Here is a 24639-nt window from a genome sequence, read left to right as displayed (position 1 = left end):
TTATCCCCCTTATAATATCCCTTGCATATGTCTGATTAGTTGATCTATAGCTACTGTTTCTTGTTCACCTGTTTCCATGTTTTTAACAGCAATCTGATTTTTAGATAATTCATCATCACCAAGTACTAAAACGAACTTTGTTTTTAAGCGATCTGCTGCTTTAAATTGACCTTTGAATTTTTTATCCTGATAATCCTTATCTACTTGAATCCCAGCTTGACGTAAATCATTAACAATCGCAGCCGCTTTTAAATTGGCATCTTCACCTAATGCGACCACATAACAATCCAATTGTTCATCGATTGGTAGTACAACACCTTCAGCTTCCAATGCCATCAATAAGCGCTCGATACTTAATGCAAAACCAATACCCGGAGTCTCTGGACCTCCAAGATCTTGTACAAGGCCATTATATCGTCCACCACCTGATAACGTTGTAATAGCACCAAATCCCTCAGCATCACTCATAATTTCAAAGGCTGTGTGGTTATAATAATCTAACCCTCGAACTAAATTCGGGTCTACTTGGTATTCTATACCCATTACATCTAGATAGGCTTTGACTTTTTCAAAATAGACATTGGAATTCGTGTTTAAATAAGACAAAATCGATGGTGCATCTTGCATTTTCGGATGATCTCGATCTTTTTTACAGTCCAGTACACGTAATGGATTTTGCTCTAATCTGTTTTGACAATCCCCACACAATTCTTCTTTTACTGGTGTAAAGTGATCAACTAATGCCTGACGGTGATTCTCGCGACTTTCCTGATCACCAAGACTGTTAATTGCTAGTTTTAATGATTTCAGACCTAATGTTTGGTAAGCGTTCATTGCTAACGAAATTACCTCAGCATCGATAGCAGGATCAGCACTCCCTAATGCTTCCACACCATATTGAACAAATTGGCGCATTCGACCTTGCTGTGGTCTCTCATATCGAAACATAGGTCCGATATAAAATAATTTTGTTGGCTGATTTGGAGACCCAAATAATTTATGCTGCACAAATGATCGAACAACAGAAGCTGTACCTTCTGGACGCAAAGTAATACTTCGCTCTCCTTTATCTAAAAAGGTGTACATTTCTTTCTGCACAATATCAGTTGTATCCCCTACACCACGTTGAAACAATTCTGTATGTTCAAAAATTGGCGTGCGTATCTCTTGGTAATGAAAACGACCACTTAATTCTTTTAATTTCTCTTCAACATATTGCCATTTTTCTGTTACACCTGGTAATAAATCCTGTGTTCCTCTAGGCGCTTTCATCTAATCTCCCCCACTTACTTAGTGAATTTTTTGCACAAAAAAACTCCCACCCCTAAAAAAGGGACGAGAGATTACCCGTGTTGCCACCCTAGTTGAAGTACGCATACTCCCACTCAAACAGTTAACGCCTGCCTACGTTCATACTTACTCAACTTCAGCACGAAACCTCCAGAATGTCTTTCACGTGAGTCAGTTAACAAGAATTCTTACAGCCAGGGAATTCTCTCTCTTCGTTACTGTTTGCTCCGTTACTTTTTCCTTCTATGGTATTTTCATTTACATTTAAATTTAAGAATTGTTTATATCATAATCGTTTATTTACTGAGTTGTCAAGTTCGTTTTTTATTTTTCGCTATTTTCTGTGTAGAATGTAAAGCGATATCGAACTGAGCGGCAATTTCAGTCTGATAATCTCTTTGCTGATATTCTTTGTATTGATGAGTATGATTTGTCTGAAAATGATTTGTAGCAGCAGTTCTTTTATGTTTATAGCTTGTGCGCATGACTTTTTTCATTCCTTTTTTACTTTTTATTCTATTTTCGATAAGATAGAAGTGATACTTAGTTGAAGGGATGTAATCCTACCTTGAAAAAAGTGAGTTTTGTTACAATTGTCGGTATTGTTCTTATCTTTTCTATGTCCGTTCTTATTTATGCAAAAGAGGCCCAAATTGAAGGAGAAAATTTAAACGTACGAACTGGACCTGGAACAGAATATGATGTTATAGCACAAGTCAATCCTCCAGAAAACTACCCAATACTAGAGGAATCAGGTGATTGGGTAAAAATACAAGTAACAGGTGAAGAAGGATGGATACATAAGGATTATTTTTCTATTCTTGAGTCAGAAACTTCAATTGAAACTGAAGAGCCTGAACAAGTTGACGATGGTGAGACGGAGAAAGCGAAAATTAGTGAATCGAAGGAAATAAATCAAAGTGGTAACCTTACTGGTAAACGAATTGTAATTGATCCGGGACATGGGGGAAGAGATGTTGGTGCTATTGGAGCATCGGAAGGATATGAGAGCCTTTATACACTGCGAACTGCAAATGTGATGAAGGAGATTTTGGAGGATCAAGGAGCGGAAGTGTTTCTTACACGAACCAGAGATCAATATATTCCATTAACAAGCAGGGTAACTTTTGCCAATCTACATCGTGCGGATGTTTTCCTAAGTCTACACTATAATAGCACCCCTGAATATCCGACTGTTAAAGGAATTGATACTTATTATTATTCTGATCGCGATCAGCCATTAGCTGAATATGTTCATGAAGGTATCATTAGTCAAACAGATACTAGTGATCGTGGAATCGAACAACGTGATTTGCAAGTTTTACGAACGAATCATCGGCCATCTTTACTATTGGAATTAGGGTTTATTTCCAATCAAACCGAAGAAATGCATGTACAATCAATCGTTTATTTAGAAGCAATAAGCAGAGGAATTGTAGCAGGATTACAGGCATATTTTAAATAATGTGCAATTATTGAAAAACAGAAAGCTTGAGTTAGTTAACTCAAGCTTTCTGTTTATTATTGATACTATAAAATTATTTCTTTTTGTTACGTTCATCTGAGTCAATTATCATGGTTACAGGTCCATTATTTGTGAGTGAAACATCCATCATTTCTCCAAAAGAACCTGTTTCGACATGAACTCCCATCGATCGGATTTTTTCATTAAATTCTTGGTACAACTTATCTGCAAGCTCTGGTTTCGCAGCATTCATAAAGTTAGGTCTTCTACCTTTTCTCGTGTCACCATATAGTGTAAATTGAGAAATCGATAAGATGCTACCTTCTACGTCTTTTAAAGACAAATTCATCTTTCCTTCCTTATCTTCAAACACACGCAAATGCACGGCTTTATTAACTAAGTAATCGACATCCTCTTCTGTATCCTGATGGGTTACTCCAATGAATGCAACAAATCCATGGTCGATTTTTCCGATAATTTCTTTCCCAACCACAACAGAAGCGTCATATGCACGTTGTAATACTACTTTCATATCCGTTCCCTACCTTTATTGAATTGTTCTTTCAACGGTATATACATCTTGTATCTGTTTTAAACGATCAACAATACGCCGTAAATGGTTAATGTTATGAATCAAAATGGTAACATGGATGATCGCTATTTTATTCCGATCTGATTTCCCTGTCACTGCTATGATGTTTGTTTTCGATTCATTAATAACTTGCAAGACATCATTTAGTAAACCTCGACGATCGTAACCTGAGATCTCTAGATCCACATGATAAGATTTTGTTTCGGACTCTTCGTTCTCCCATTCAACAAATATTAATCGATCCTCTGCTTCTGCTGTATTGACGTTAGGACAATCCTTACGATGTACAGATACACCTCGACCTTTCGTAATATAGCCAACGATCTCATCGCCTGGAACAGGGTTACAACACTTAGAAACACGTATCAGCATGTTGTCGACACCCTCGACACGCACACCTGAGTCACGCTTCGATTTTTTCTTCATCGATTGTCCGCTAGCATTTACTTCTTCAATCGTTTCTTCAATATCTTTATTTTTTTCTTGTTGTTCTCTGATTTTATCTGTAAGACGTGTGACAATTTGCGCAGCTGTAATTCCATGATACCCCACTGCTGCAGACATATCTTCCTCGGTAGCAAAATTGAATTTCTCTAATGCAAGTTGAATATTATCTTCAGTCAACACTTCTTTAGGTTCAAAACCAGCGTGTTTAATTTCTGTTTCAATCATTTCACGGCCTTTTATTACGTTCTCATCACGACGTTGTTTCTTGAAAAACTGTTTTATTTTATTTTTTGCTTGTGATGTTTGCGTCATTTTCAGCCAATCCTGAGAAGGACCATAAGAGTGCTTAGAAGTCATGACTTCAACAATATCACCATTTTTCAATTGGTAATCAAGTGGTTCCATCTTGCCATTAATTTTTGAGCCAATCGTATGGTTGCCAACTTCGGTATGAATTTTATAAGCAAAATCTAATGGTACAGAGCCTCTTGGTAGCTCTATGACATCACCTTTTGGAGTAAAAACATAGACCATATCTGAAAAAAGATCGACTTTTAATGATTCCATAAATTCTTCCGCATCATCTGCGTCATTCTGCCACTCTAATATTTCACGGAACCAAGCAAGCCGATCTTCATTTGATTGTTGTGATGGCTTTACCGATTTACCTTCTTTATAAGCCCAGTGTGCAGCAATCCCATATTCTGCAATTTCATGCATTTCTTTCGTTCGAATCTGCACTTCAAGTGGGGCTCCCTTAGGCCCAATCACCGTTGTGTGCAATGATTGATAAAGGTTTGGCTTTGGCATTGCGATATAATCTTTAAAACGACCAGGCATTGGTTTCCAGCAAGTATGAATGATACCTAAAACGGCATAACAATCTTTAATACTGGAAACAATGATCCGAACTGCTAACAAGTCATATATTTCATTAAATTGCTTTTTTTGAAGCATCATTTTGCGATAAATACTGTATAAGTGTTTTGGTCTACCAGAAAATTCTGCTTCGATATTAACTTCTTCTAATTGTTTTTTCACCTCGTCCATTACTTCTTCAATATAATAGACACGTTCTTCGCGTTTCTGTTTCATTAAATGCACGATTCGATAGTATTGTTGTGGGTTCAAATAACGAAGTGCAGTATCTTCTAGTTCCCACTTGATAGCTGAAATCCCTAAACGGTGTGCTAATGGAGCAAATATTTCTATCGTCTCATTGGAAATGCGGCGTTGCTTTTCAGCAGGTAAATGTTTCAAGGTTCGCATATTATGCAGACGATCAGAAAGTTTGATTAAAATAACTCGTATATCTTTAGCCATTGCAATAAACATTTTCCGGTGATTCTCAGCTTGTTGTGCTTCTTTTGACATGTATTTAATTTTACCTAGCTTTGTCACACCATCGACAAGCATGGCGACTTCTTCGTTAAATGCTTCTTCTAAGTCTTCAACGGTTACTTCTGTATCTTCTACTACATCATGTAAAAAACCGCCAGCGATTGTTTCTGGATCCAATTTTAAATCGAGTAAGATTCCAGCAACCTGTACGGGATGAATGATATAGGGTTCCCCTGATTTTCGAAATTGACCTTCATGTGCTTTTTCTGCATATTGATAGGCATATTTAATAAAAGCTATATCTTCGTCATTCAAATAGCTTTTTGCTTTTTCAAAAATATCTTCAGGCGCTAAAATTTTATCTTTTGCCATGTAATCACCTTTTATTATTAGACTGTCCCACTCCACTATTTATAAAGTGTTTTATCTATCATATCAAAAAAACACTAATATTTCCTTAAATTCTTTTTCATTTCTCGACATTTTATACATTTCTCTGATTTAGAATAATATCTCCTCGTAATTTAAAAGCAAATACTTTTGAACAAAAGATGGATTATCTGACATAACTGTAGTGGTCATTATGAGATATTATGTGTGTAGCAACCGCTCCGGCTTGTCCGTTTCCCTTTCCGCGGGTTTTTCTCCTCAGCTAACTTTTTAAGCACAGTTCGCTTAAAAAGTGGATCTTCGGATAAAGTGAGACTTCAATCAGTGGGGTGTTGCCACTGATTGTTAGCGAAACTTATCAGGTTGTTACGGACCGTTAGCAACGTGGAAAAGACTTCCAGCAGGAGTGGAAACGGACGCCTTCGCTATGAAATGTTCTACAACTCAATTAAGAATAATCATGTTTGCATTCAGTATCGTCTATGAATTTATCTTTAGATTACTTATAATAATTAACAAAAATATGTTCACATCTTTAACAACTCAAAATGTTAGCATTTGCAATATTTGTAGTGTTTCATTCAGCAAAGGCGGCCACTTTCACTCCAATGGGGTCCTTTTTCCTGAAGATCCACTTTTCCATGCGGTTTTTGCTTGGAAAAGTTAGCTGAAGGAAAAAGCCCATGGAAAAGGAAGTGGGCAAGCCTGAGCGGATATTATGCTCATGTTTCATGTCAAAATCACCACAAGTCTTACTGAACACTTTCCTGCTTTTGTGCAGTAACTGAGGTGACATAAATCCTTTACATAAAAAACGTTGAGCAGTGATTGCTCAACGTTTTGTTTATTATTCAACTAGACTTTCTAGAGCGTCGTCTATCATTTGGCTGTTGGCTATTGGTCCTCCATATAACCAGCTTGCGCTTCGGTCATACTCATAAATGTTATCTTTTTGTACAGCGGGAATATTTTGCCAGATTGGATCCTCTAATACACTTGAACCATCTTCACTATTTACTAAAAAAATATGGTCCGCTTCTAATTCCGCCAATTTCTCTAAAGAAATTTCCGACCAATTTGCTGTTGTGGTCTCAGAGATCTCCGATACTACACTTGGAGTTGTCAATCCTAATTCATTATATAATAAATCACCACTCGACAAGTTCTCGCTAACTATATAAAAAGTATCGGCAAATAACCATAATGCAGCAACAGATTCATCACCAATAGATGCTTGAATTTGCTCTTTAGCCTCTTCTGCTTTTGTATCATACTCCGCTAATACTTCTTCTGCTTTTTCTTCCATCCCGAATACTTCAGCAATAATCTGAAATTTTTCTCGCCAATCGTTATTTTCTTCTGTACCTACAACAAATGTCGGTGCAATCTTGTTATATTGATTATACTTATTGTCTTCAACCATACTAGCAGAATCCATTAATATTAAGTCTGGATCAAAAGAAGTTACAGCTTCATAAGGTAATTCACTTGGAATCGTTGGAACACCTTCTAAATCATCTTGTAAATAATCCTGAACATCTTCTCCATCACGAACCGACCATTGGGCAACGGGTTCAATTCCTAATGCAATCAAATAGTCTTCGAGATATGACCCAATCACTCTTTCTGGTTTTGCTGGAACTTCTACTTCATTGCCCATCGCATCTGTTACTGTTCGTGTGCCTTGTTCTTCAGTTTCACTGTCAGTAGCTGGAGTCGCTGTATCTTCGTTATCTTCTCCAGTAGCTTCTGTAGAATCTGTTTCTCCTCCATCGCCACAAGCTACTAAAAACAGCAAGAACATTGTGACTAATACTATTAACCAACTTTTTTTGTATGATTTCATTTTAAATGTCCCCCTTTTGATATGTAATACACTTATAATTATCATGATGTAATCTTATCTTATAAATGATAACAATTTTCATTTTCAATTACAAGAAATATTTTTCAAATTTAAAACCGCTCTACTACCATAATCCTAATATTTCGATTATACTAGAATCGGTGAAAATTGTTCTCAATGTTTAAGGAGTATCTTGAAAATGTCTTTATATAAAAAAAACAAACAAAAGTCTAGACCTTTGATTGCTTCCTTCGTAATTATAGGCGGGTTTATTATATTGTTACTATCACTTGGGCTATCTACATTATATGGTGCAGCAAAAGTTGATTTACCTACAATATGGAAAAGTCTTATACAATATAATCCAAATGAAACTGCACATCAGATTATTCGTAATTTACGTATACCTCGCGGATTGGCCGCCGCATTAATTGGAGCTGCTCTCGCTGTATCGGGAGCAATTATGCAGGGAATGACTCGAAATGCGTTGGCATCGCCCTCCATTATGGGAGTGACAGCAGGTGCAAGTTTTATGATCGCAGTTGCTATGGCCATTACACCGCAAGTTTCATCATTTTCTATGATGATATGGGCGTTTGCAGGAGCAGGGTTAGGAGCTGGTATTGTTTTTGGAGTAGGCTCGATTTCTAAAAGTGGTCTTACCCCTGTTAAATTAGCATTAGCTGGTACTGCTGTAACATCTATGTTAAGTGCTCTATCGTCTGGTATAGCGATTCATTTTAATATTGCGAAAGATATGAGCTTTTGGTATGCAGGTGGAGTGGCCAGTGTCCAATGGACTCATGTACAGTTGCTGGCACCGATTGTTTTAATCGGTCTCGTTGTCGCCCTATTATTATCAAAATCTATTACAGTACTAAACTTAGGAGATGATGTTTCAAAAGGATTGGGGCAACAAACCTTTGTACTTAAGGTAACTGCAACAATAGTAGTACTCTTTTTAACTGGAGCAGCAGTTGCAGTCGCAGGAACCATTGGTTTTATCGGTCTAGTGATTCCACACATTACACGTTTTCTTGTTGGTGTAAATTATCAATGGATTATTCCTGCAGCAGCTATCTTAGGAGCACTACTGCTAGTACTAGCCGATACCGCATCTCGAATGATAAACCCGCCATTTGAGACACCAGTAGGTACGATGACTGCATTAGTAGGGGTTCCAATCTTCCTCTACCTTGCTCGGCGTGAAGGGAGAGGAATATAATGACTTCTCGAAAAAGCAGAACAGGATTTTTGATAGTAGGACTAATACTCGCAATTATTATAACACTATTAATTTCTCTTAATATCGGCACCATGCGCATCGCACCGGGTGATGTATGGAAAACCATGATCGGCCAAGGAAGTGATCAGAATCAACTTGTCTTATTTGATTTCAGACTTCCGCGTATGGTGATTGCACTCTTAATCGGATCCGGCATGGCAATTTCCGGTGCCATATTACAAGGTGTGACACACAATGAATTGGCTGATCCTGGTATTTTAGGAATAAATAGCGGAGCAGGTTTTGCAGTCGTGTTATTTATTTACTTAACACAAGGAAATCCGACGTCACAAGTTCTTGTACTACCTTTAGCTGCGCTTGCAGGAGCAATAGTGGCTGCTATTTTAATCTATTTGATCTCCTGGAAAAATGGTGTCTCTCCGATCCGATTAATCTTAGTTGGTATTGGTATAAACGCAGCTTTCTCAGCTTTAATTATTGTCTATCAATTGAAAATGGATCCTGATAATTTTACGCAAGCTACGATCTGGTTATCAGGTAATATCGCTGGAACGGATTGGAGCTACACCTTAGCATTATTGCCTTGGATTATATTTCTACTCCCGATTACATTTTTTAAAGCAAGAACGTTGGATACGTTGCATTTAGGGGATGAAACGGCTCAAGGTCTTGGTACGCATGTAGAAAAGGAAAGGATGCTCCTGCTTTTTATTGCAGTTGCACTTGCAGGTGCAAGTGTAGCTGTCGGAGGAGCGATTGCCTTTCTTGGTCTTGTAGTCCCTCACTTAGCTCGTAAATTAGTTGGAGCAGGTCATAAACAGATGCTCATTACTTCTGCTTTATTAGGAGCATTGTTGTTACTAGCTGCAGATACAATAGGCCGAAATATACTGTCTCCTTCTGAAATACCTGTTGGTTTAATCGTCTCTTTAATAGGAGGAATCTATTTCATTTACCTGCTAATGAAATCATAGTATTGAGAAAAGCGCAGAGCGCCTGCTTAGAAACGTAGCGACTGGAGCGCATCAACTGAGATAAAGGAATCACGGTGAGATTACGAACCGATGATGACTTTCAACTGAAGGCGTAAGGGCGACTAAGCCTCTGATTTCACCAATCGGCAAATATTCTTTATCGTAAGACGATGCGTGAAGTCCCCTAGTTTCTGGCGCTCGGAGCTAGACACCTTCGAATTTTTATACTTTCTTGCCTCAAGAAAAAAGATGACTTCTATTTTGAAGTCATCTTTTTATGCCGGGATTAGTAATCCATTAATGTCAATACATCGTAACCTTCTAGTTTGTCACGTCCATTTAAATATGTTAATTCGATTAAGAACGCACATCCTACGACAATGCCACCTAATTCTTCGACTAATTTTATGGTAGCTTCAATCGTTCCACCTGTTGCTAATAAGTCATCGGTAATTAGTACGCGTTGACCTGGTTTTATAGCATCTTTATGAATTGTTAGAACGTTTTCTCCATATTCTAACCCATAATCCACTTTAATTACTTCACGAGGCAATTTACCTTCTTTACGAACCGGCGCAAAACCAATTTCCAGGGCATAAGATACAGGACACCCTACAATAAATCCTCTTGCCTCTGGACCAACAACAAGGTCTATTTCTCTTGTTTTTGCATACGTTACAATTTCATCTACTGCTGCTTTATAGGCAGGACCATTATCCATTAACGTTGTAATGTCTTTAAACTTAACACCTTTCTTTGGCCAATCTTCTACTACCGTAATATATTTTTTATAATCCATAAACCATTTCCTCCTCAGGCTCCTCAACGTCTGTTTGTTCAGATAACCATGTTTTTAATTGTGTATAAGATGAATAAATTAATACTTCTTCCAGTTCGATCCATTGCTTTCTTTCTTGATATACTTGCGCTTCTGTTAGATCTTTTTTAGATGGTTGATTCGTTGGAACAATGAGCCCCTCTTCTCTTGTAACAAAATGAAGCTCGTGAAAAACCTGAAACATAAATTTAATCTTTTCTAGTTTCCATCCTTTGAATTTTGCAAGTTTTGGAGCATCTACTTTATAGTCAAAATATTTTCGATTTAATAGTTGTTGGTATAACCACTTAAATTCATCTCTAGTTGGCAATGATCGAAAATAGTTATTTTCATCTGTTGAAAAACAAACAAACAATCGTTTAAAATTAACATTTTTAAAAATTTTTCGTATTTCTTCCAGGGAATTAGGCAGATCTATTAAATATAAATTATCAATCGTTTTTTCACTGTTTAATATCGAATCGATATCGACAATAGGAAAATCTTGATTATCGATTCCTTGAAAACTTAAAAAAATCTGATTAGGTTGACTGATATCAACCTTTTGCTTCCAACTTCTAGAGCCTCTGAAATCAAAAAGTTGCCAACTGTTGACAGCAATATCTTTTAGCATCATTTGTGGTTTACGTATCCCATTCCATTCATTTACTTGCAACTCACCAATTACCTCAATTGGTGTTTGCTTCGCTATTAGTGGGAGTTTATCACCGAGTCCAAAACCAATACTATCTATCTGAACACCAGAATCGACGAATTTCATTTTTAAATGATTTTTTGTGGCACCTATTTGCCGAATGTCGGTTGGAGTGGCTTCTACATGAAAAAGTGGTTTTGGATTCCCCATACCAAATGGAGCTAATTGATCAAGCATTTCTAATAGTTTCATATCAATATCCACAATATTTAGTTTGCTACTAATTTGGAGTTGTGGACGATAATCTTCCTCTGTTAGCTGTTTTTCAGCACATGTATCTAATTCCTGTTGTAGATCAAGAATGTTTTCTTCAGGTAAGGTCATTCCTGCTGCTTGTGCATGGCCACCAAAGTGAGTAAATAAGTTTTTGTGTTCCATACAATTTTTAAACATATCGAATCCATCAATGCTTCGAGCGGATCCTTTGGCTTGTTTTGTTTCAGGATCGATTGTTAGAACAATTGCAGGTCGATAATAAGTTTGTACTAATTTAGAAGCAACAATACCTAATACACCCTGATTCCAACCTTCTTTCGCTACAATTATTACATTATGGTCATTTTTGCTTTGTTCAAACAGCTCAATAGCATCTTTTGTAATAGATGATACAATATTTTGTCTTTCCGTATTGAGCTGCTGGACATAGTTTGCAAAGTCTTCTGCTTCTTGTGGGTCATCCGTTAATAAAAGATCCACTGCCATATTAGCATCTTGCAATCGTCCAACCGCATTTAAACGAGGACCAATGCGAAATCCAATATCCTCTTCAGTTACATTTCCTTCGATTTGACAAAGTTTCTTTAGTGCCTTTAATCCTTTTCTTTCGGATCGACTTAAAGCTTGTAATCCATAATGAACTAATATACGATTCTCCTCTTTTAATGGCACTAAGTCAGCTATGGTACCAATTACGACCAAATCAAGGAATTGTTTCGGAAAGTAACCTAATAAATGTTCAGCAAATTTAAACGCTACTCCGACACCGGCTAATTCTTTAAATGGATACTGCTCAGAAAATTTTGGGTGAATAATCGCAAACGCCTCAGGTAGTTTCTCCTGCACTTCATGGTGATCGGTAATAATAACATCTATTCCTAGTTCATTAGCAACTGTCACTTCGTTTACACCTGCGATTCCATTATCTACAGTTATAATGAGTTGAAAACCTTGTTGATGCGCTTCACGAAAAGCGTCCTCATTCGGTCCATATCCTTCTTTAAATCGATTTGGAATATAATAATCACACATTGCTCCACTTTCTCGCAATGCTTCCACCATCACTGTGGTAGAGGTGACCCCATCTGCATCATAATCTCCATAGACAAGAATACTTTCGCCTTCATCAATTGCTTTTTTCACGCGATTAACAGCTTTATCGATATCTGAAAATCCTGTTGTATCATGTAATTGATCTAATTGTGGATTCAGAAAATGATTGGCTTTTTCAGTAGTATTGATTCCCCTTTGAAGTAATAATTGTTTCACAACAGGAGAAACGTTTACATCTGCCAACTCTTCCAAATTTTCGTTATTTGATTCGTTATATGTAAAAATCCAGTTTGATTGACTTTCTAACATAAATTCACCCCTGACTCACTTATTATACAAAAGTGTATCAAGGGTAGCAAACAGAATTATTTTACTTTATCGTCGTTTTCTTCTAAATCATTTGTTTCAGTTGGCTCAGATTCAACGTCCAGCACAGGATTTTCAGGTGAATTCAGGTTATTAATTTCTGCTTTTGCTGCTCGTAATTCTTTTTGCAAGCGTATAACACGAATCACGCCAACAGATGCAGTTATTATGGCACCCATTAATACTGAAAATAATATAATAAGAATTAAAGGTGCTTCTCCAGTTCCGAAGAGATAATCTACTTCGACCGCATCTACATTTATAACAGCAAAAATGGCAATTACTACAGCGAAAACTACCGCTAGTAAGATGTACGTTTGTCCTTTCATATGCAACCTCCTTCGATGATCTCACATTTCCTATACCCATTATATAGGATGAAGTAAACAATGTCGATTTAATCATAAGACTTTCGATTCATAATTATTAGTTGACACAAACTGCGAAGTAAATTTTTGCATATTTATTTGCTGAAGTAGTAATTTTGAAACGATTTATTTACTAGACATCCGCTTCGGCTGCCCACTTCCCTTTCCGTGGGTTTTTCCCTTCAGCTAACTTTTTCAAGCAAAGATCGCTTGAAAAAGTGGATCTTCTGAGAAAAAATTCCCACAGGAGTGAAAGTGGGCGGCCTACGCTATGAATATATACCACAACGTTTGCGACAGTTATCATTTTAAGATTTCTATAAGGTGTTTCTCTTAAATAACGAAATAGAAGTCATTATTATCAACTCTTGCATCCATTGTAGAACTAGATCTAGCACAGGCGTCCACTTCGACTCCTGGGGGATTAGCATGATCTGAAGATCCACTTTGAAAAGTGGTTTTCTTTTCGAAGTTAGCTGAAGAGCATGCCCCCCGGAAAGCGAAGTGGGCAAGTCGGAGCGAGTGTTACGCACATATTTTCGATCAAAAATATCACGACTCTTACTTCGCAGTTTAGTTATTATACGGCAAATTAAAAAGCAGAGCATTTTGGACATGCTCTGCTTTTTGGATTATACTTGGGGGCCGTCGTTGTATTTTTTCTCTGTATAAACGATTGGTTTTTCCTTGATTGACTTTCCTCTCCATACTAACCAGAGCTGTGCTGCAATAAATAAGGATGAGTAAGTACCTGCTATTAAGCCAACTACTAAGGCAAACGAGAAGTTAGTAATCGCTGAAGCACCAAATACAAGTAACATCACGGCAGCAAAAACTACTGTTAAGACCGTATTAATACTTCTTGCTAACGTCTGCATTAAACTAAGATTAATAATTTTAGCTAATTCGGCAAACGATTTGACTCGCTTCTTCTTCTTTAAATTTTCTCTAATTCGATCAAACGTTACAATCGTATCATTAATCGAATAACCGACAATTGTTAAAATTGCCGCTATAATCGTAATATCAAATTCGAGCCTTGTAATACTGAACAACGCAATAATGAAGAATGCATCATGTAATAGGGCTAAAATTGCAGTTAAAGCCGAATAGAATTCGAATCGGATGGTGACATAGATAATGATACCGATCGAAGCGTATAAAACAGCTAACACCGCATTTTTAGCTAATTCTTTACCAACTACAGAAGACACTGTATTAACGGTTGGTGCACTTCCATATTTTTCTTCAAAAAAGTTACGAACTTCGGACACTTTTTCTTGTGATAACTCCGTTGAAAAACGGGCCACTGCAATGTTTTGATCGTCACCTGATAAGACGATTGGTGCACTTGCTTCTAAATCTAACGTTTTTAATCCTTCTTCTATTTCCTCAGAAGTTAAGGATTGATCAGCCAATATTTCGACACGCGATCCTGCAGTGAAATCTATGCCTAAATTCAACCTGAAAATTGCTAGACAAGCAATCCCCAAGACTACCAAAGCCATGGAAATACGGAAAAATTTCTTGCGATGTTTGACAAAATCAAATTGTCGTCCAAAGAATGTTGGTTGCACTTCTTCTTTACTATTTTTATCTAAAATTTGGTTTTTCTTCACACCAAACCAGCCTGGTCGCTTATTTAAAAAGTTACTGTTGACCCAAAAACTCAGGAATAACCTTGAACCAAATACTGCTGTTACAAAGCTTAATACAATACTAACCAATAACAATGTCGCAAAACCTTTGACAGAACTTGTACCAAATATAAATAATACAGCAGCTGCAATCATTGTCGTAATATTAGCATCAAATATCGTGGATAATGAATGCTTATTACCTGCTTTGAAGGCTGCTTTAATAGATTTACCTTCTTTCAATTCCTCTTTAATCCGTTCATAGGTAATAATGTTGGCATCAACCGCCATACCAACACCTAGTACAAGCGCAGCAATACCCGGCAATGTTAGTACACCATTCATTAATTGGAATACTAATAACACTAAATAAACATAAATACTTAATGTGATGGAAGCAATAACACCAGGGAATCGATAATAAAATATCATATAAATAAAAATTAATAATACGCCTAAAATACCCGCGAACACTGTTTTATCTAGTGCTTGTTGACCAAACTGCGCACCTACTGAAGTAGAATATTCTTCTTCTAATTCAACGGGCAAAGAGCCTGCGTTTAAAAGATCTGCAAGTTGTTGAGCGGAATCAATGGTAAAGTTGCCACCTTCTATCATGATATCAGTGCTTCTTATCACACCATCTATACTAGGTGCAGATATTATTTTTGAATCTTCCCCTTTTTGAATTTCCTCTTCGTATGTATCGCCTTCTTCGTAATCCATCCAGATGACAACTTGATTCGCCAAGTTAGGATCCTCATATATTTCTTTCGTTGTGTCACCAAAACGATCTGCATCTTTAAATTGTAAAGTGACGATGGGTTGATTGGTATCAGGATCAAAATCCTGCCTTGCACTTCCTTCTTTAATATCTGAACCATCTAAATACTTCTTACCATTGACATCACGGAACGTTAATTCAGCGGTAGTTGCTAACATCTCACGTGCTTCGTCTTGATCTTCGACACCCGCAAGTTGAACGCGAATCCGATCAGGTTCTTCAATATTAAAATTTGGCTCACTTATACCAATAGCATTAACACGTCGTTCTAAATTCTCAACGGTCGCCTCTAGAACACTTGTTGTCACTTCTTGACCGTCATCTAATGGTTTGACATCATATAAGACCTCAAAACCACCTTGTAAGTCTAATCCAAGTTTAATTTTACTTGCTACATCAGAATAGGTCGTCCCTATCGTTGCTCCTAATACCAGTACAATTAGAAAAAAAGCAACGAGCCTTCCTCTTTTCACCATATGTAAAGCCTCCCTAGAATTTCACAACACACTTATAATACTATACTAATCGATCATTAGACAAGTAAGCTAGACACTTTTAATTGTTTCCTAACAAAGCATCTAAAGATTCCTGTAAATTGTTATCCTGCCATGATTGTTGTGTTAAATACATCATATATACATTAGACGGCAAATGAAAAATATCCTGAACGACCTCGTGTAATGCTTTTTCAGGATCTCCTTTCCATACTTTGTTCACTAAACAATTCCAAATATCATCTTTTGTTGCTTTCGAATATTCTAAAAGTTGAAATTCACTTACCTTACTATCCAAAACACTTTGCAGTTCTTTCTTCCAAAGTGATACCGCTTTTTTAGTTGTCATCGTAGTTTCCTCCATATTCTATTAAAAATCTATCTGAATGTGTCATGCTTGTCCTCATATCATGCATATACTTCATTGTATATGAAAATTTTCCATTTGAGAAGGTAGGTCGAATAAAGTGACCAAACAAAATTTTTTGAGAGGGACCATTATTTTAATTATCGCAGGAATGATTACTCGATTCTTAGGATTTATTAATAGAATTGTTGTGGCAAGATTAATGGGTGAGGAAGGTATCGGACTTTACAATATGGCATTGCCAACCCTTTTTCTAATGTATACTATTTCTCAAATCGGACTTCCGATCGCGATTGCAAAACGAGTGGCTGAAGCAGATGCAAAAAAGGATACTAAAAAAATTAAACAAATTTTAATCATTTCATTATCCATCACTGTCAGCCTTAGTCTGCTGTCTTCTGTTTTAATGTTTTTAATCATTCCTTATATTGCAAATTATTTATTAACAGATTCCCGTGTACTTTATCCAATGATGGCAATCATTCCAATCATACCAATTAGTGCAGTTGGGTCCGTCATTCGTGGATACTTCCAGGGAAGACAAAATATGAAACCACAAAGTTATGCTCAGGTAATTGAACAAATAGTAAGAATTGGCTTTATAATGATACTTGTGAGTTGGTTGGCTCCATATGGAATTGAAGTTGCTGCAGCTGGCGCTATGGTTGCTGTTATTATCGGTGAAGCAGTTTCGCTATTATTTATGTTACGAATGTTTCAAATCAAAAAACGCATTAAATTGAGGAAAAATGTTTGGAATTATTTGATTAGTGGCAAAGAAACTTTGCATCAACTTTTCTCGATTGCTATTCCAAGTACAGCTAGTCGTCTTGTTAACTCGATATCCAACTTTTTAGAACCGATTTTAGTTGCTCAAAGTCTTGCTTTAGCAGGATTCCAAGCTTCAGTCGCTACCAAACAATATGGGGCATTAACAGGTTATGCGCTGCCGTTATTATTTTTACCGACATTTATCACACACTCTCTCGCCGTTGCTCTTGTTCCAAATATCAGTGAGGCAGAAGCAAATCAGCATAAAAAGTTAATTCATTATCGTATTCATCAGGCAATTCGTCTTTCTTTCGCTTCTGGAGCGATTGCAACAGTATTGCTTACGCTTTTTGCAGACAGTATCCTACAGTATATGTACGGAACTAGTAGTGCAAGTCTTTTCCTGAAAATTATGGCACCGTGCTTTTTATTCATGTATATTCAATTTCCATTAAACGCAACCTTACAGGCTCTAGATTTAGCGAAGCAGGCGATGTGGAATAATATTGGTGCAACGATGATTAAATTTACGATTTTAATTAGTTTAGCGACGAATCCACAGGTTGGTATATACGGTGCTGCGATTGCAATGTGTGTTGGTGTAATGATTGGAACTGTTTTTCATTTAATAACCTTATACCGAACGATTCACTTTTATATTCCTTTGAAAATGATACTCAAAATGGTTCTATTAATTGCATTAACATTTTGGCTTGGCATTTTATTAATTGAGATTTTTTCTTTTCAAGTTTCTGATATTGTTAGCTTCTTTCTATTACTTGTACTATTATTTGTAGGATATATCATCTTTCTTTTCAGTCTACAATTCATTAGCAAAGATGAACTTCAGCAACTACGAAAAAATCGTAGCTGAAAAACACTATTCACATAACAAATCACGCTTCGATTTAATAATGAGCAAAAGAAGGAAAGTGTGCAATTAGATATGTAGTAATTTTGAAATGATATATGTGCGTAGTAACCGCTTCGGCTTGGCCACTCCCCTTTTACCACGGGCACAAGTGCAACATCTACTCAAGCAGAGCTTTCGTAGTGTTTTCTATGCCATGGGGTTTTTCCTTCAGCTAACTTTTCCATGCAAAAAACGCATGAAAAAGTGTATCTTCAGGAAAAACGAGTCCCATAGGAGTTGGAGTGGCCGCCTACGCTCAATGAGATTCTACAATTGTTGCAAATGCTAATATTAGGGGTTATTTCTACAAATAATTACCACAAAAGATAGTGATTTAAAGCAAAAATGCATCCTCTGCTTTAGTTGTAGAGCTTAGAAAAGCGCAGGCGTCCGCTTCTTCTCCTGCGGGAAGTTTTTATCCGAAGATCCACTTTTTAAGCGCACTTTGCTTAAAAAGTTAGCTGAGGAAAAAAAACCGCGGAAAGGGAAGCGGACAAGCCGGAGCGATTGTAAAGCACATATAATATCTCATAATTACCACTACAATAGTGTCGCATAATCCTTCTTTTATGCAATTAAAAAATCCGAATGATTAGTCGTTCGGATTTAAATTTAGATAACTCTTATATGTTTAATCACATCTCATTTTTCTTATCGACATACCATTCATCATTGACATCGATGGAACAGAATGAAATTTTATTAATATTGTCATAGCCACGATTTTTTAATTCTGAACGTAACCATTTTTCACTTTCACTTATTTCCGCTAAAGCTTTTTCTTGTATTTTTCCGTCCACGATCAATGGTAGAACCAGTCCATTCATTTTACCTTGTATTTTATTTTGATTTACTTTTTCTATAATCGATAACTTTCCTGAGGGTTCCAAAATAGCATAGGAAACATCATTAATACTTTCTGTACCATTTTCCCGAAGTTGCTGGAGAAGGTCGTCAAAATTGAAACGATTTTTTTTCATTTCATATTCATCAATCTTTCCTTGAGCAATGATAATAGAGGGTTTACCTTCAAACCAAGTACGGAAAAGAGGACTTTTCAAAGAAATCCACGCTGTTAATCGTTGAATAATTAGTAAAAGGATCATAGGAATTAAGCCATAACCAAAAAAAATATCTAAGTCCTCTATCGTCAACACGGCAATTTCAGCAATCATTATATAAACAACGATATCTAATAGACTTAATTCTCCTACTTCTCGTTTCCCCATTAATCTAAAAATGATTACAACGATCACATAATAAAAAAATGTTCGAAAAATCAACATAAACATTTCATCTATTGCCAACATAGCCACATCCTTCAATAAACGATATAGAGTAACACTACATTCATCGGGATGTTAGCGTCCGTATGTCATTGAACTCAAAATTCGAATTGCAGCTATTACGGACGATTACACCGTAATAGCTAGTTTTCCCATAGAAAGAACTTATATGCTTATAACGGTTGTTGAAATGGTAATAAATAACGAAAATAAATATAGATGGTTGCGATAACTAATGATAAAAGCACAATTGGAACGCCATAGAGCATAAATTTTAAAAAAGCGATAGATTTATTTTGAGCATCTGCTAATCCCGCCACTACTACATTTGCTGAAGCTCCAATTAACGTACCATTACCACCTAAACATGCTCCTAGAGCTAATGACCACCATAAAGGATCGAGATTGGCCATGCCGTAAGATTCAAATTCTTTGATAACAGGAATCATTGCTGCCACAAATGGAATGTTATCTATGATTCCAGAAAAAATACCTGAAACCCAAAGCAATAACAGTGCTGTATACGTCATATCCCCTTCAGTTATCCACATGATCGATCGGGCTAATTCATCGATCACACCAACTTCTTCCAATCCACCTACCAGCATAAATAATCCAATAAAAAAGAACAAGGTTACCCATTCTACTTGCTCGAATACTTTTTCAGCTTCGACTTCTTTCTCACTAATAATCAATAATAAAATGGCTCCAGATAAAGCTATAATCGTTAAATCAATATGAAAAACCGGATGTAGCAGAAACCCGATAATGGTTAACAATAATATAGAAATTGATTGATATAATAAAGGGGATTTTATAATATAACTAAATTCATTCATTTTCATTAATTCTTTTATATTACTCTCATCTATTTTGTTCAATTGCTTCTTAAAAACAATAGACAAAATAAACGTAACTAAAACAAACAAAATAATAGCAATTGGTGCAGTGTGTTGTAAAAAAGATAGGAAAGTTAAGTGTGAGACAGCTTGACCTATCATAATGTTCGGTGGATCTCCAATTAATGTTGCAGTGCCACCTATATTCGCCATCATAATAATAGTAATAAGATAGGGTAAAGATGGTAATTTCAATAAATTTGTTAAGGTAAGAATCACAGGGACAAATAATAAAACAGTAGTAACATTATCCAGTAGAGCTGAACCTAATGCAGTTAAAAAACCGATACCAATTAGTAATGGAATTGGCTTCCCCCTCACTAACTTAGCTAAGCTAATTGCAATAAAACTAAAAATCCCTGTTTTTTTCGTTATGGCAACAAGAACCATCATCGCAAATAAAAGCGCTACTGTATTCCAATCTATATATGAAGTTATGGCATCCTCCCAACCATAAACACCAGTTAATAACAGCAAAACACCACCGGCAAGGGCAACTAATGCTCGATTTATTTTTTCTGACATTATGAAAATATAACTTATTATAAAAACAGCTATGGCGATAATTACAGACATGGATTGTCTCCTTTCTGACTAATACATAGATTGACAAGCTATATTATCAACTATATTCGAAATTTTAAGAACTATTCGAAAACCTACCCTTCTATTTTTTTCGGACATGCATACATAATGAAAGAGGAGTTTTATCTTATTCTGGAGGTGAATTAAGTTGAAGACATTAGTGAGTGTGTTATATGGCTGGGTTGGTGTTGTTGTTGTAATGCTTTTGGCTAGTGTTGTTCTCACATTATTATTGCGCTTTACATCGTTAGGCGAGTCTACTTTGAAAATGGCAACGTTATTTATTAGTTTTATTGCATTATTTACAGGTGGTTTGATTGCAGGTTTAAAAGCGAAGCATAAAGGAATTTTAGTTGGAAGCATCACTAGTTTACTGTTTACGTTTATCGTTTTTTGTTATCGATTTCTTGGCCTTCATCTAGGATTTTCAGTAGTCGAATTAGTTAACCACATTGCCTATCTATTACTTGCCATTATTGGAGCCATCATAGGGGTTAACTTATCTTCGGGGGAAGAAAGTGTTGATTAGTGACAGTCACGAACAAATTATTTATTGTAACAATTTACATCTCCTCACCGGATAAGGAAAGCTATTAACGGGATAACCGTATGTCTTTACGGGATATAGTAGTCGCTTCACTGGATAAGTTTTGATATCCCGTAAAGCGAAAGACTTATCCCGTCGAGATAGAGTGTTATTCTTTAAAGCACACATTCTATAATTTCACATAAAAATACCACAGCATATTTGAATGCCATGGTATTTTTATTTTTTCATTATTAGCTTTGTTCCGTAACTTCACGTACCGCTGAACGGTCATATGTAAGTTTTGAACCATCACCAGCACTTAATACAATTGCATCTTCATCAATTGCATGTACAGTAGCATGGAGACCACCAATCGTAACAATTTTGTCCCCTTTTTTCAGCTCTGACTGCATTTGACGGACTTGCTTTTGTTTTTTCTGTTGTGGTCTGATTAATAGAAAATAAAAAATCACAACCATTAATACTAGTGGTGCAAAGGTAGCTAAAGCTTCCATCAAAATCCCCCCCTTTCTAAAAATTCTTCGCATTCGGTTTGTTAAAACCATATTGTTCAAAGAATGCCTCTTTAAAATCACCAAGTCGGTCTTGCATAATCGCTTCACGAACTTGCTCCATTAATTTTAACAGAAAATATAGATTATGATAAGTAGTAAGTCTGAAGCCGAATGTTTCATTTGCTTTAACTAGGTGTCGGATATAGGCACGAGTGTAGTTTTGACATACATGACAATCACAATTTGGATCTAATGGTGAGAAATCACGTGCGAATTTAGCATTTCTCACAACTAAACGACCTTCAGAAGTCATACATGTACCATTTCTGGCGATGCGAGTAGGCAAGACACAGTCAAACATATCAATACCACGAATAGCACCATCAATCAATGAATCGGGTGAACCCACCCCCATTAAATAACGTGGTTTGTCTGTTGGTAACCATGGTGTCGTAAACTCCAGCACACGATTCATCACATCTTTTGGTTCACCTACCGAAAGTCCTCCAATTGCATAGCCTGGGAAATCCATCGATGTTAAATCCTGTGCACTTAATCGACGTAAATCCTCATATTCTCCACCTTGAACAATACCGAATAAACCTTGTACATCCTTGCGATCGTGTGCTTCCAAACACCGCTCTGCCCAACGACTTGTACGTTCAACGGATTTTTTCATATAATCATGTTCCGCTGGGTATGGCGGACATTCATCAAAGGCCATCATAATATCAGACCCCAATGCATTCTGAATATTCATCGCTTTTTCTGGTGATAAAAAGAGCTTCTCACCACTTAAATGATTACGAAAATGAACACCTTCTTCTTCAATCTTACGCAAATCACTTAAACTAAATACTTGGAAACCTCCAGAGTCTGTAAGAATGGCACCATCCCAATTCATAAACTTGTGCAGTCCGCCAGCTTCTTTGACAATATCTTCACCAGGACGCAACCATAAATGATAGGTGTTTGATAGAATCATATTCGCACCCATCTCTTTTAATTCCTCTGGGCTCATCGTTTTTACTGTTGCCAACGTTCCAACTGGCATAAAGGCTGGTGTATCGAAAGTACCATGAGGAGTATGGACTTTCCCCAAACGCGCTCCTGTTTGTTTACACGTTTTAATGTGTTCGTATCTAATTGCTGTCATGATTCATGTCCCTTCCTTAAATAATCAGCATAGCGTCACCGAAACTGAAAAATCGATAACGTTCATCTACTGCTTTATGATAAGCTTCTAATATAAAATCACGATCCGCTAAAGCACTAACCAGCATGATTAACGTAGACTTAGGCAAATGGAAATTGGTTATCAATCCATCTATCGCCTTAAACTGATACGGTGGATAAATAAAAATATCAGTCCATCCATTTCTCTCTTCAAAAACGCCTCCAGTATCTCGAGCTATCGTTTCTAATGTGCGCGTTGAAGTGGTGCCAACGGAAATGATTCGATTACCACTCTTTTTCACTTCATTTAGTTGATCCGCGGTTTCTTGTGTCATTTGGTAAAATTCGGCATGCATTTCGTGTTCTTTGATATTATCAACACTAACAGGGCGAAAAGTTCCTAAGCCAACATGTAAGGTGATAAAAGCAATGTCTATGCCTTTTTGTTTAATTTTTCTCAATAACGTTTCGGTAAAATGTAAACCAGCTGTCGGAGCTGCTGCCGATCCTTGTTCTTTTGCATAGACGGTCTGATAACGATCCTTTTCTTCTAATTGTTCTTTGATATACGGCGGTAAGGGCATCTCGCCTAATTGATCCAGTACTTCATAAAAAATACCTTGGTATTCAAAACGAAGTATTCTTCCACCGTGTTCTTTGATTTCGAGACAAGTCGCGATAAGTTGCCCGTCACCAAAGGTGATTTTACTTCCTGCTTTTATTTTTTTTGCTGGTTTTACTAAGACTTCCCAATCATCATTTTCCATTTGGGTTAATAACAGGACTTCTACTTTTGCTCCGGTTTCTTCTTTGATACCATAGAGACGTGCAGGTAATACTTTTGTATCGTTTAATACTAGACAATCGCCTTCGTTTAGAAAGTCTAATATATCGTAAAAATGGTGGTGTGAAATCTTGCGGTTTTCTCGGTTTAGCACCATTAAACGAGAACTTGCTCTTTCTTGTAATGGTGTTTGTGCAATTAGTTCTTCTGGCAGGTCAAAATCAAAATCTTCAATCTCCATCTTTCTACTCCTTCTACTCTACCACCGTCTTCGTAAACAATAATAATAATACATCATAGTAGACACGAACTGCGTAATAAAAAGAGTTGTAATTTTGAATGAAAGTATTTGCGTAATAGCCGCTACGGCTTGCCCACTTCGCTTTCCAGGGGGCATGCTCTTCAGCTAACTTTGAAAAGAAAAACACTTTTCAAAGTGGATCTTCAGATCATGCTAATCCCCCAGGAGTCGAAGTGGACGCCTGCGCTAGATAAAATTCTACAGTGGATGCAAGAGTTAAGAATATTGAACTACTATCTCGTCATTTCTAGAAAGTCCAAGTTTATAACTGTTAAAACCGTTGTAGTAACTATTTATAGCGTAGGCCGCCCACTTTCACTCCTGTGGGACCGTTTTACCTGAAGATCCACTTTTTCAAGCGGTCTATGCTTGAAAAAGTTAGCTGAAGGGAAAACCCCACGGAAAGGGAAGTGGGCAGCCCGAGCGGCTGACTAATAGATAAATCATTTCAAAATTATGTCTCTTACTTCGC

General features: G+C 36.7%; 20 protein-coding genes and 1 other annotated feature. Of the genes, 5 read left to right on the top strand and 15 right to left on the bottom strand.

Going from position 1 to position 24639, the window contains the following annotated elements; genetic code table 11:
• Nucleotides 1–9: 9 nt before the first annotated feature.
• Together hisS and BUC25_RS19150 are read right to left on the bottom strand one after the other, a co-directional pair.
• Nucleotides 10–1272, bottom strand: a complete 1263-nt coding sequence (gene hisS / locus BUC25_RS09175; protein WP_073201572.1) for a histidine--tRNA ligase — start codon at nucleotides 1270–1272, stop codon at nucleotides 10–12.
• Nucleotides 1273–1328: 56 nt separating this feature from the next.
• Nucleotides 1329–1545, bottom strand: a binding site (T-box leader).
• 56 nt (nucleotides 1546–1601) lie between these two features.
• Nucleotides 1602–1775: a hypothetical protein gene (locus tag BUC25_RS19150; protein ID WP_170862670.1), complete on the bottom strand. Its 174-nt coding sequence runs from the start codon at nucleotides 1773–1775 to the stop codon at nucleotides 1602–1604.
• Nucleotides 1776–1867: 92 nt separating this feature from the next.
• On the opposite strand from BUC25_RS19150, the gene BUC25_RS09170 reads away from it, so the two are divergent.
• Nucleotides 1868–2755 (top strand): N-acetylmuramoyl-L-alanine amidase family protein, encoded by an 888-nt coding sequence (locus tag BUC25_RS09170; RefSeq protein ID WP_244535169.1) that lies wholly within the window; start codon nucleotides 1868–1870, stop codon nucleotides 2753–2755.
• Between the two features lie 73 nt (nucleotides 2756–2828).
• On the opposite strand, the gene dtd is transcribed toward BUC25_RS09170, so the two are convergent.
• The 3 genes from dtd to BUC25_RS09155 form a co-directional block, all read right to left on the bottom strand.
• Nucleotides 2829–3287: a D-aminoacyl-tRNA deacylase gene (gene dtd, locus BUC25_RS09165; RefSeq protein WP_073201571.1), complete on the bottom strand. Its 459-nt coding sequence runs from the start codon at nucleotides 3285–3287 to the stop codon at nucleotides 2829–2831.
• A gap of 15 nt (nucleotides 3288–3302) precedes the next feature.
• Nucleotides 3303–5507 (bottom strand): RelA/SpoT family protein, encoded by a 2205-nt coding sequence (locus tag BUC25_RS09160; RefSeq protein WP_073201570.1) that lies wholly within the window; start codon nucleotides 5505–5507, stop codon nucleotides 3303–3305.
• Nucleotides 5508–6372: 865 nt separating this feature from the next.
• The gene (locus BUC25_RS09155; protein ID WP_073201569.1) at nucleotides 6373–7371 is read right to left on the bottom strand and encodes an ABC transporter substrate-binding protein; all 999 of its coding nucleotides are present in this window, start codon (nucleotides 7369–7371) and stop codon (nucleotides 6373–6375) included.
• Nucleotides 7372–7570: 199 nt separating this feature from the next.
• On the opposite strand from BUC25_RS09155, the gene BUC25_RS09150 reads away from it, so the two are divergent.
• On the top strand, nucleotides 7571–8596 hold the full coding sequence (locus BUC25_RS09150; protein WP_073201568.1) for a FecCD family ABC transporter permease: 1026 nt from the start codon (nucleotides 7571–7573) through the stop codon (nucleotides 8594–8596).
• The gene (locus BUC25_RS09145) at nucleotides 8596–9591 is read left to right on the top strand and encodes a FecCD family ABC transporter permease (RefSeq protein WP_073201567.1); all 996 of its coding nucleotides are present in this window, start codon (nucleotides 8596–8598) and stop codon (nucleotides 9589–9591) included. Before BUC25_RS09150 ends, BUC25_RS09145 begins: the two co-directional genes overlap by 1 nt.
• 286 nt (nucleotides 9592–9877) lie before the next feature.
• Here the strand turns inward: BUC25_RS09145 and BUC25_RS09140 are convergent, their stop codons facing one another.
• The 5 genes from BUC25_RS09140 to BUC25_RS09120 all read right to left on the bottom strand — a co-directional run bounded on the left by BUC25_RS09140 (nucleotide 9878) and on the right by BUC25_RS09120 (nucleotide 16390).
• Nucleotides 9878–10390 (bottom strand): adenine phosphoribosyltransferase, encoded by a 513-nt coding sequence (locus tag BUC25_RS09140; RefSeq protein WP_058307281.1) that lies wholly within the window; start codon nucleotides 10388–10390, stop codon nucleotides 9878–9880.
• A complete protein-coding gene (recJ, locus tag BUC25_RS09135; RefSeq protein WP_073201566.1) occupies nucleotides 10380–12701 on the bottom strand; it encodes a single-stranded-DNA-specific exonuclease RecJ in 2322 nt (773 codons plus the stop codon). The genes BUC25_RS09140 and recJ overlap by 11 nt, the downstream gene beginning before the upstream one ends.
• A 56-nt stretch (nucleotides 12702–12757) precedes the next feature.
• On the bottom strand, nucleotides 12758–13087 hold the full coding sequence (locus tag BUC25_RS09130) for a LapA family protein (protein WP_073201565.1): 330 nt from the start codon (nucleotides 13085–13087) through the stop codon (nucleotides 12758–12760).
• Between the two features lie 671 nt (nucleotides 13088–13758).
• Nucleotides 13759–16023 carry a protein translocase subunit SecDF gene (secDF, locus tag BUC25_RS09125; protein ID WP_073201564.1) on the bottom strand — a complete coding sequence of 755 codons (2265 nt, stop codon included), beginning with the start codon at nucleotides 16021–16023 and terminating at the stop codon, nucleotides 13759–13761.
• A gap of 79 nt (nucleotides 16024–16102) precedes the next feature.
• Entirely contained in the window at nucleotides 16103–16390 is a 288-nt protein-coding gene (locus tag BUC25_RS09120) for a post-transcriptional regulator (RefSeq protein ID WP_073201563.1), read from the bottom strand.
• 118 nt (nucleotides 16391–16508) lie between these two features.
• Between BUC25_RS09120 and spoVB the strand changes: the two genes are divergently transcribed.
• On the top strand, nucleotides 16509–18053 hold the full coding sequence (gene spoVB, locus BUC25_RS09115; protein ID WP_073201562.1) for a stage V sporulation protein B: 1545 nt from the start codon (nucleotides 16509–16511) through the stop codon (nucleotides 18051–18053).
• A 674-nt stretch (nucleotides 18054–18727) separates the two neighbouring features.
• Here the strand turns inward: spoVB and BUC25_RS09110 are convergent.
• Together BUC25_RS09110 and BUC25_RS09105 are read right to left on the bottom strand one after the other, a co-directional pair.
• Nucleotides 18728–19399, bottom strand: a complete 672-nt coding sequence (locus tag BUC25_RS09110; RefSeq protein ID WP_084543440.1) for a DUF421 domain-containing protein — start codon at nucleotides 19397–19399, stop codon at nucleotides 18728–18730.
• 152 nt (nucleotides 19400–19551) lie between these two features.
• The gene (locus BUC25_RS09105) at nucleotides 19552–20853 is read right to left on the bottom strand and encodes an ArsB/NhaD family transporter (RefSeq protein WP_073201561.1); all 1302 of its coding nucleotides are present in this window, start codon (nucleotides 20851–20853) and stop codon (nucleotides 19552–19554) included.
• A 157-nt stretch (nucleotides 20854–21010) separates the two neighbouring features.
• On the opposite strand from BUC25_RS09105, the gene BUC25_RS09100 reads away from it, so the two are divergent.
• On the top strand, nucleotides 21011–21391 hold the full coding sequence (locus tag BUC25_RS09100) for a TIGR04086 family membrane protein (RefSeq protein ID WP_073201560.1): 381 nt from the start codon (nucleotides 21011–21013) through the stop codon (nucleotides 21389–21391).
• A gap of 251 nt (nucleotides 21392–21642) precedes the next feature.
• On the opposite strand, the gene yajC is transcribed toward BUC25_RS09100, so the two are convergent.
• The 3 genes from yajC to queA are packed head-to-tail and all read right to left on the bottom strand — an operon-like array spanning nucleotide 21643 to nucleotide 24107.
• Nucleotides 21643–21906, bottom strand: a complete 264-nt coding sequence (gene yajC, locus BUC25_RS09095; protein WP_073201559.1) for a preprotein translocase subunit YajC — start codon at nucleotides 21904–21906, stop codon at nucleotides 21643–21645.
• 16 nt (nucleotides 21907–21922) lie between these two features.
• Nucleotides 21923–23062, bottom strand: a complete 1140-nt coding sequence (gene tgt, locus BUC25_RS09090) for a tRNA guanosine(34) transglycosylase Tgt (RefSeq protein WP_073201558.1) — start codon at nucleotides 23060–23062, stop codon at nucleotides 21923–21925.
• Between the two features lie 16 nt (nucleotides 23063–23078).
• Nucleotides 23079–24107: a tRNA preQ1(34) S-adenosylmethionine ribosyltransferase-isomerase QueA gene (gene queA / locus BUC25_RS09085; protein WP_073201557.1), complete on the bottom strand. Its 1029-nt coding sequence runs from the start codon at nucleotides 24105–24107 to the stop codon at nucleotides 23079–23081.
• Nucleotides 24108–24639: the final 532 nt, after the last annotated feature.

The sequence above is a fragment of the Gracilibacillus kekensis genome (assembly GCF_900143085.1).
Taxonomy (GTDB): domain Bacteria; phylum Bacillota; class Bacilli; order Bacillales; family Amphibacillaceae; genus Gracilibacillus; species Gracilibacillus kekensis.
The sequence above is the reverse complement of the archived record's forward strand: the minus strand, read 5'-3'. Positions and strand labels throughout refer to the sequence as shown.

What these genes read in the sequence shown, in the direction of transcription:
- BUC25_RS09145 (WP_073201567.1), top strand. Translation starts at nt 8,596, where the DNA reads ATGACTTCTCGAAAAAGCAGAACAGGATTTTTGATAGTAGGACTAATA.
- BUC25_RS09130 (WP_073201565.1), bottom strand. Translation starts at nt 13,087, where the DNA reads ATGAAAGGACAAACGTACATCTTACTAGCGGTAGTTTTCGCTGTAGTA.
- BUC25_RS19150 (WP_170862670.1), bottom strand. Translation starts at nt 1,775, where the DNA reads ATGCGCACAAGCTATAAACATAAAAGAACTGCTGCTACAAATCATTTT.
- BUC25_RS09160 (WP_073201570.1), bottom strand. Translation starts at nt 5,507, where the DNA reads ATGGCAAAAGATAAAATTTTAGCGCCTGAAGATATTTTTGAAAAAGCA.
- BUC25_RS09155 (WP_073201569.1), bottom strand. Translation starts at nt 7,371, where the DNA reads ATGAAATCATACAAAAAAAGTTGGTTAATAGTATTAGTCACAATGTTC.
- BUC25_RS09120 (WP_073201563.1), bottom strand. Translation starts at nt 16,390, where the DNA reads ATGACAACTAAAAAAGCGGTATCACTTTGGAAGAAAGAACTGCAAAGT.
- yajC (WP_073201559.1), bottom strand. Translation starts at nt 21,906, where the DNA reads ATGGAAGCTTTAGCTACCTTTGCACCACTAGTATTAATGGTTGTGATT.
- recJ (WP_073201566.1), bottom strand. Translation starts at nt 12,701, where the DNA reads ATGTTAGAAAGTCAATCAAACTGGATTTTTACATATAACGAATCAAAT.
- BUC25_RS09150 (WP_073201568.1), top strand. Translation starts at nt 7,571, where the DNA reads ATGTCTTTATATAAAAAAAACAAACAAAAGTCTAGACCTTTGATTGCT.
- tgt (WP_073201558.1), bottom strand. Translation starts at nt 23,062, where the DNA reads ATGACAGCAATTAGATACGAACACATTAAAACGTGTAAACAAACAGGA.
- queA (WP_073201557.1), bottom strand. Translation starts at nt 24,107, where the DNA reads ATGGAGATTGAAGATTTTGATTTTGACCTGCCAGAAGAACTAATTGCA.
- BUC25_RS09105 (WP_073201561.1), bottom strand. Translation starts at nt 20,853, where the DNA reads ATGTCTGTAATTATCGCCATAGCTGTTTTTATAATAAGTTATATTTTC.
- BUC25_RS09140 (WP_058307281.1), bottom strand. Translation starts at nt 10,390, where the DNA reads ATGGATTATAAAAAATATATTACGGTAGTAGAAGATTGGCCAAAGAAA.
- dtd (WP_073201571.1), bottom strand. Translation starts at nt 3,287, where the DNA reads ATGAAAGTAGTATTACAACGTGCATATGACGCTTCTGTTGTGGTTGGG.
- secDF (WP_073201564.1), bottom strand. Translation starts at nt 16,023, where the DNA reads ATGGTGAAAAGAGGAAGGCTCGTTGCTTTTTTTCTAATTGTACTGGTA.
- hisS (WP_073201572.1), bottom strand. Translation starts at nt 1,272, where the DNA reads ATGAAAGCGCCTAGAGGAACACAGGATTTATTACCAGGTGTAACAGAA.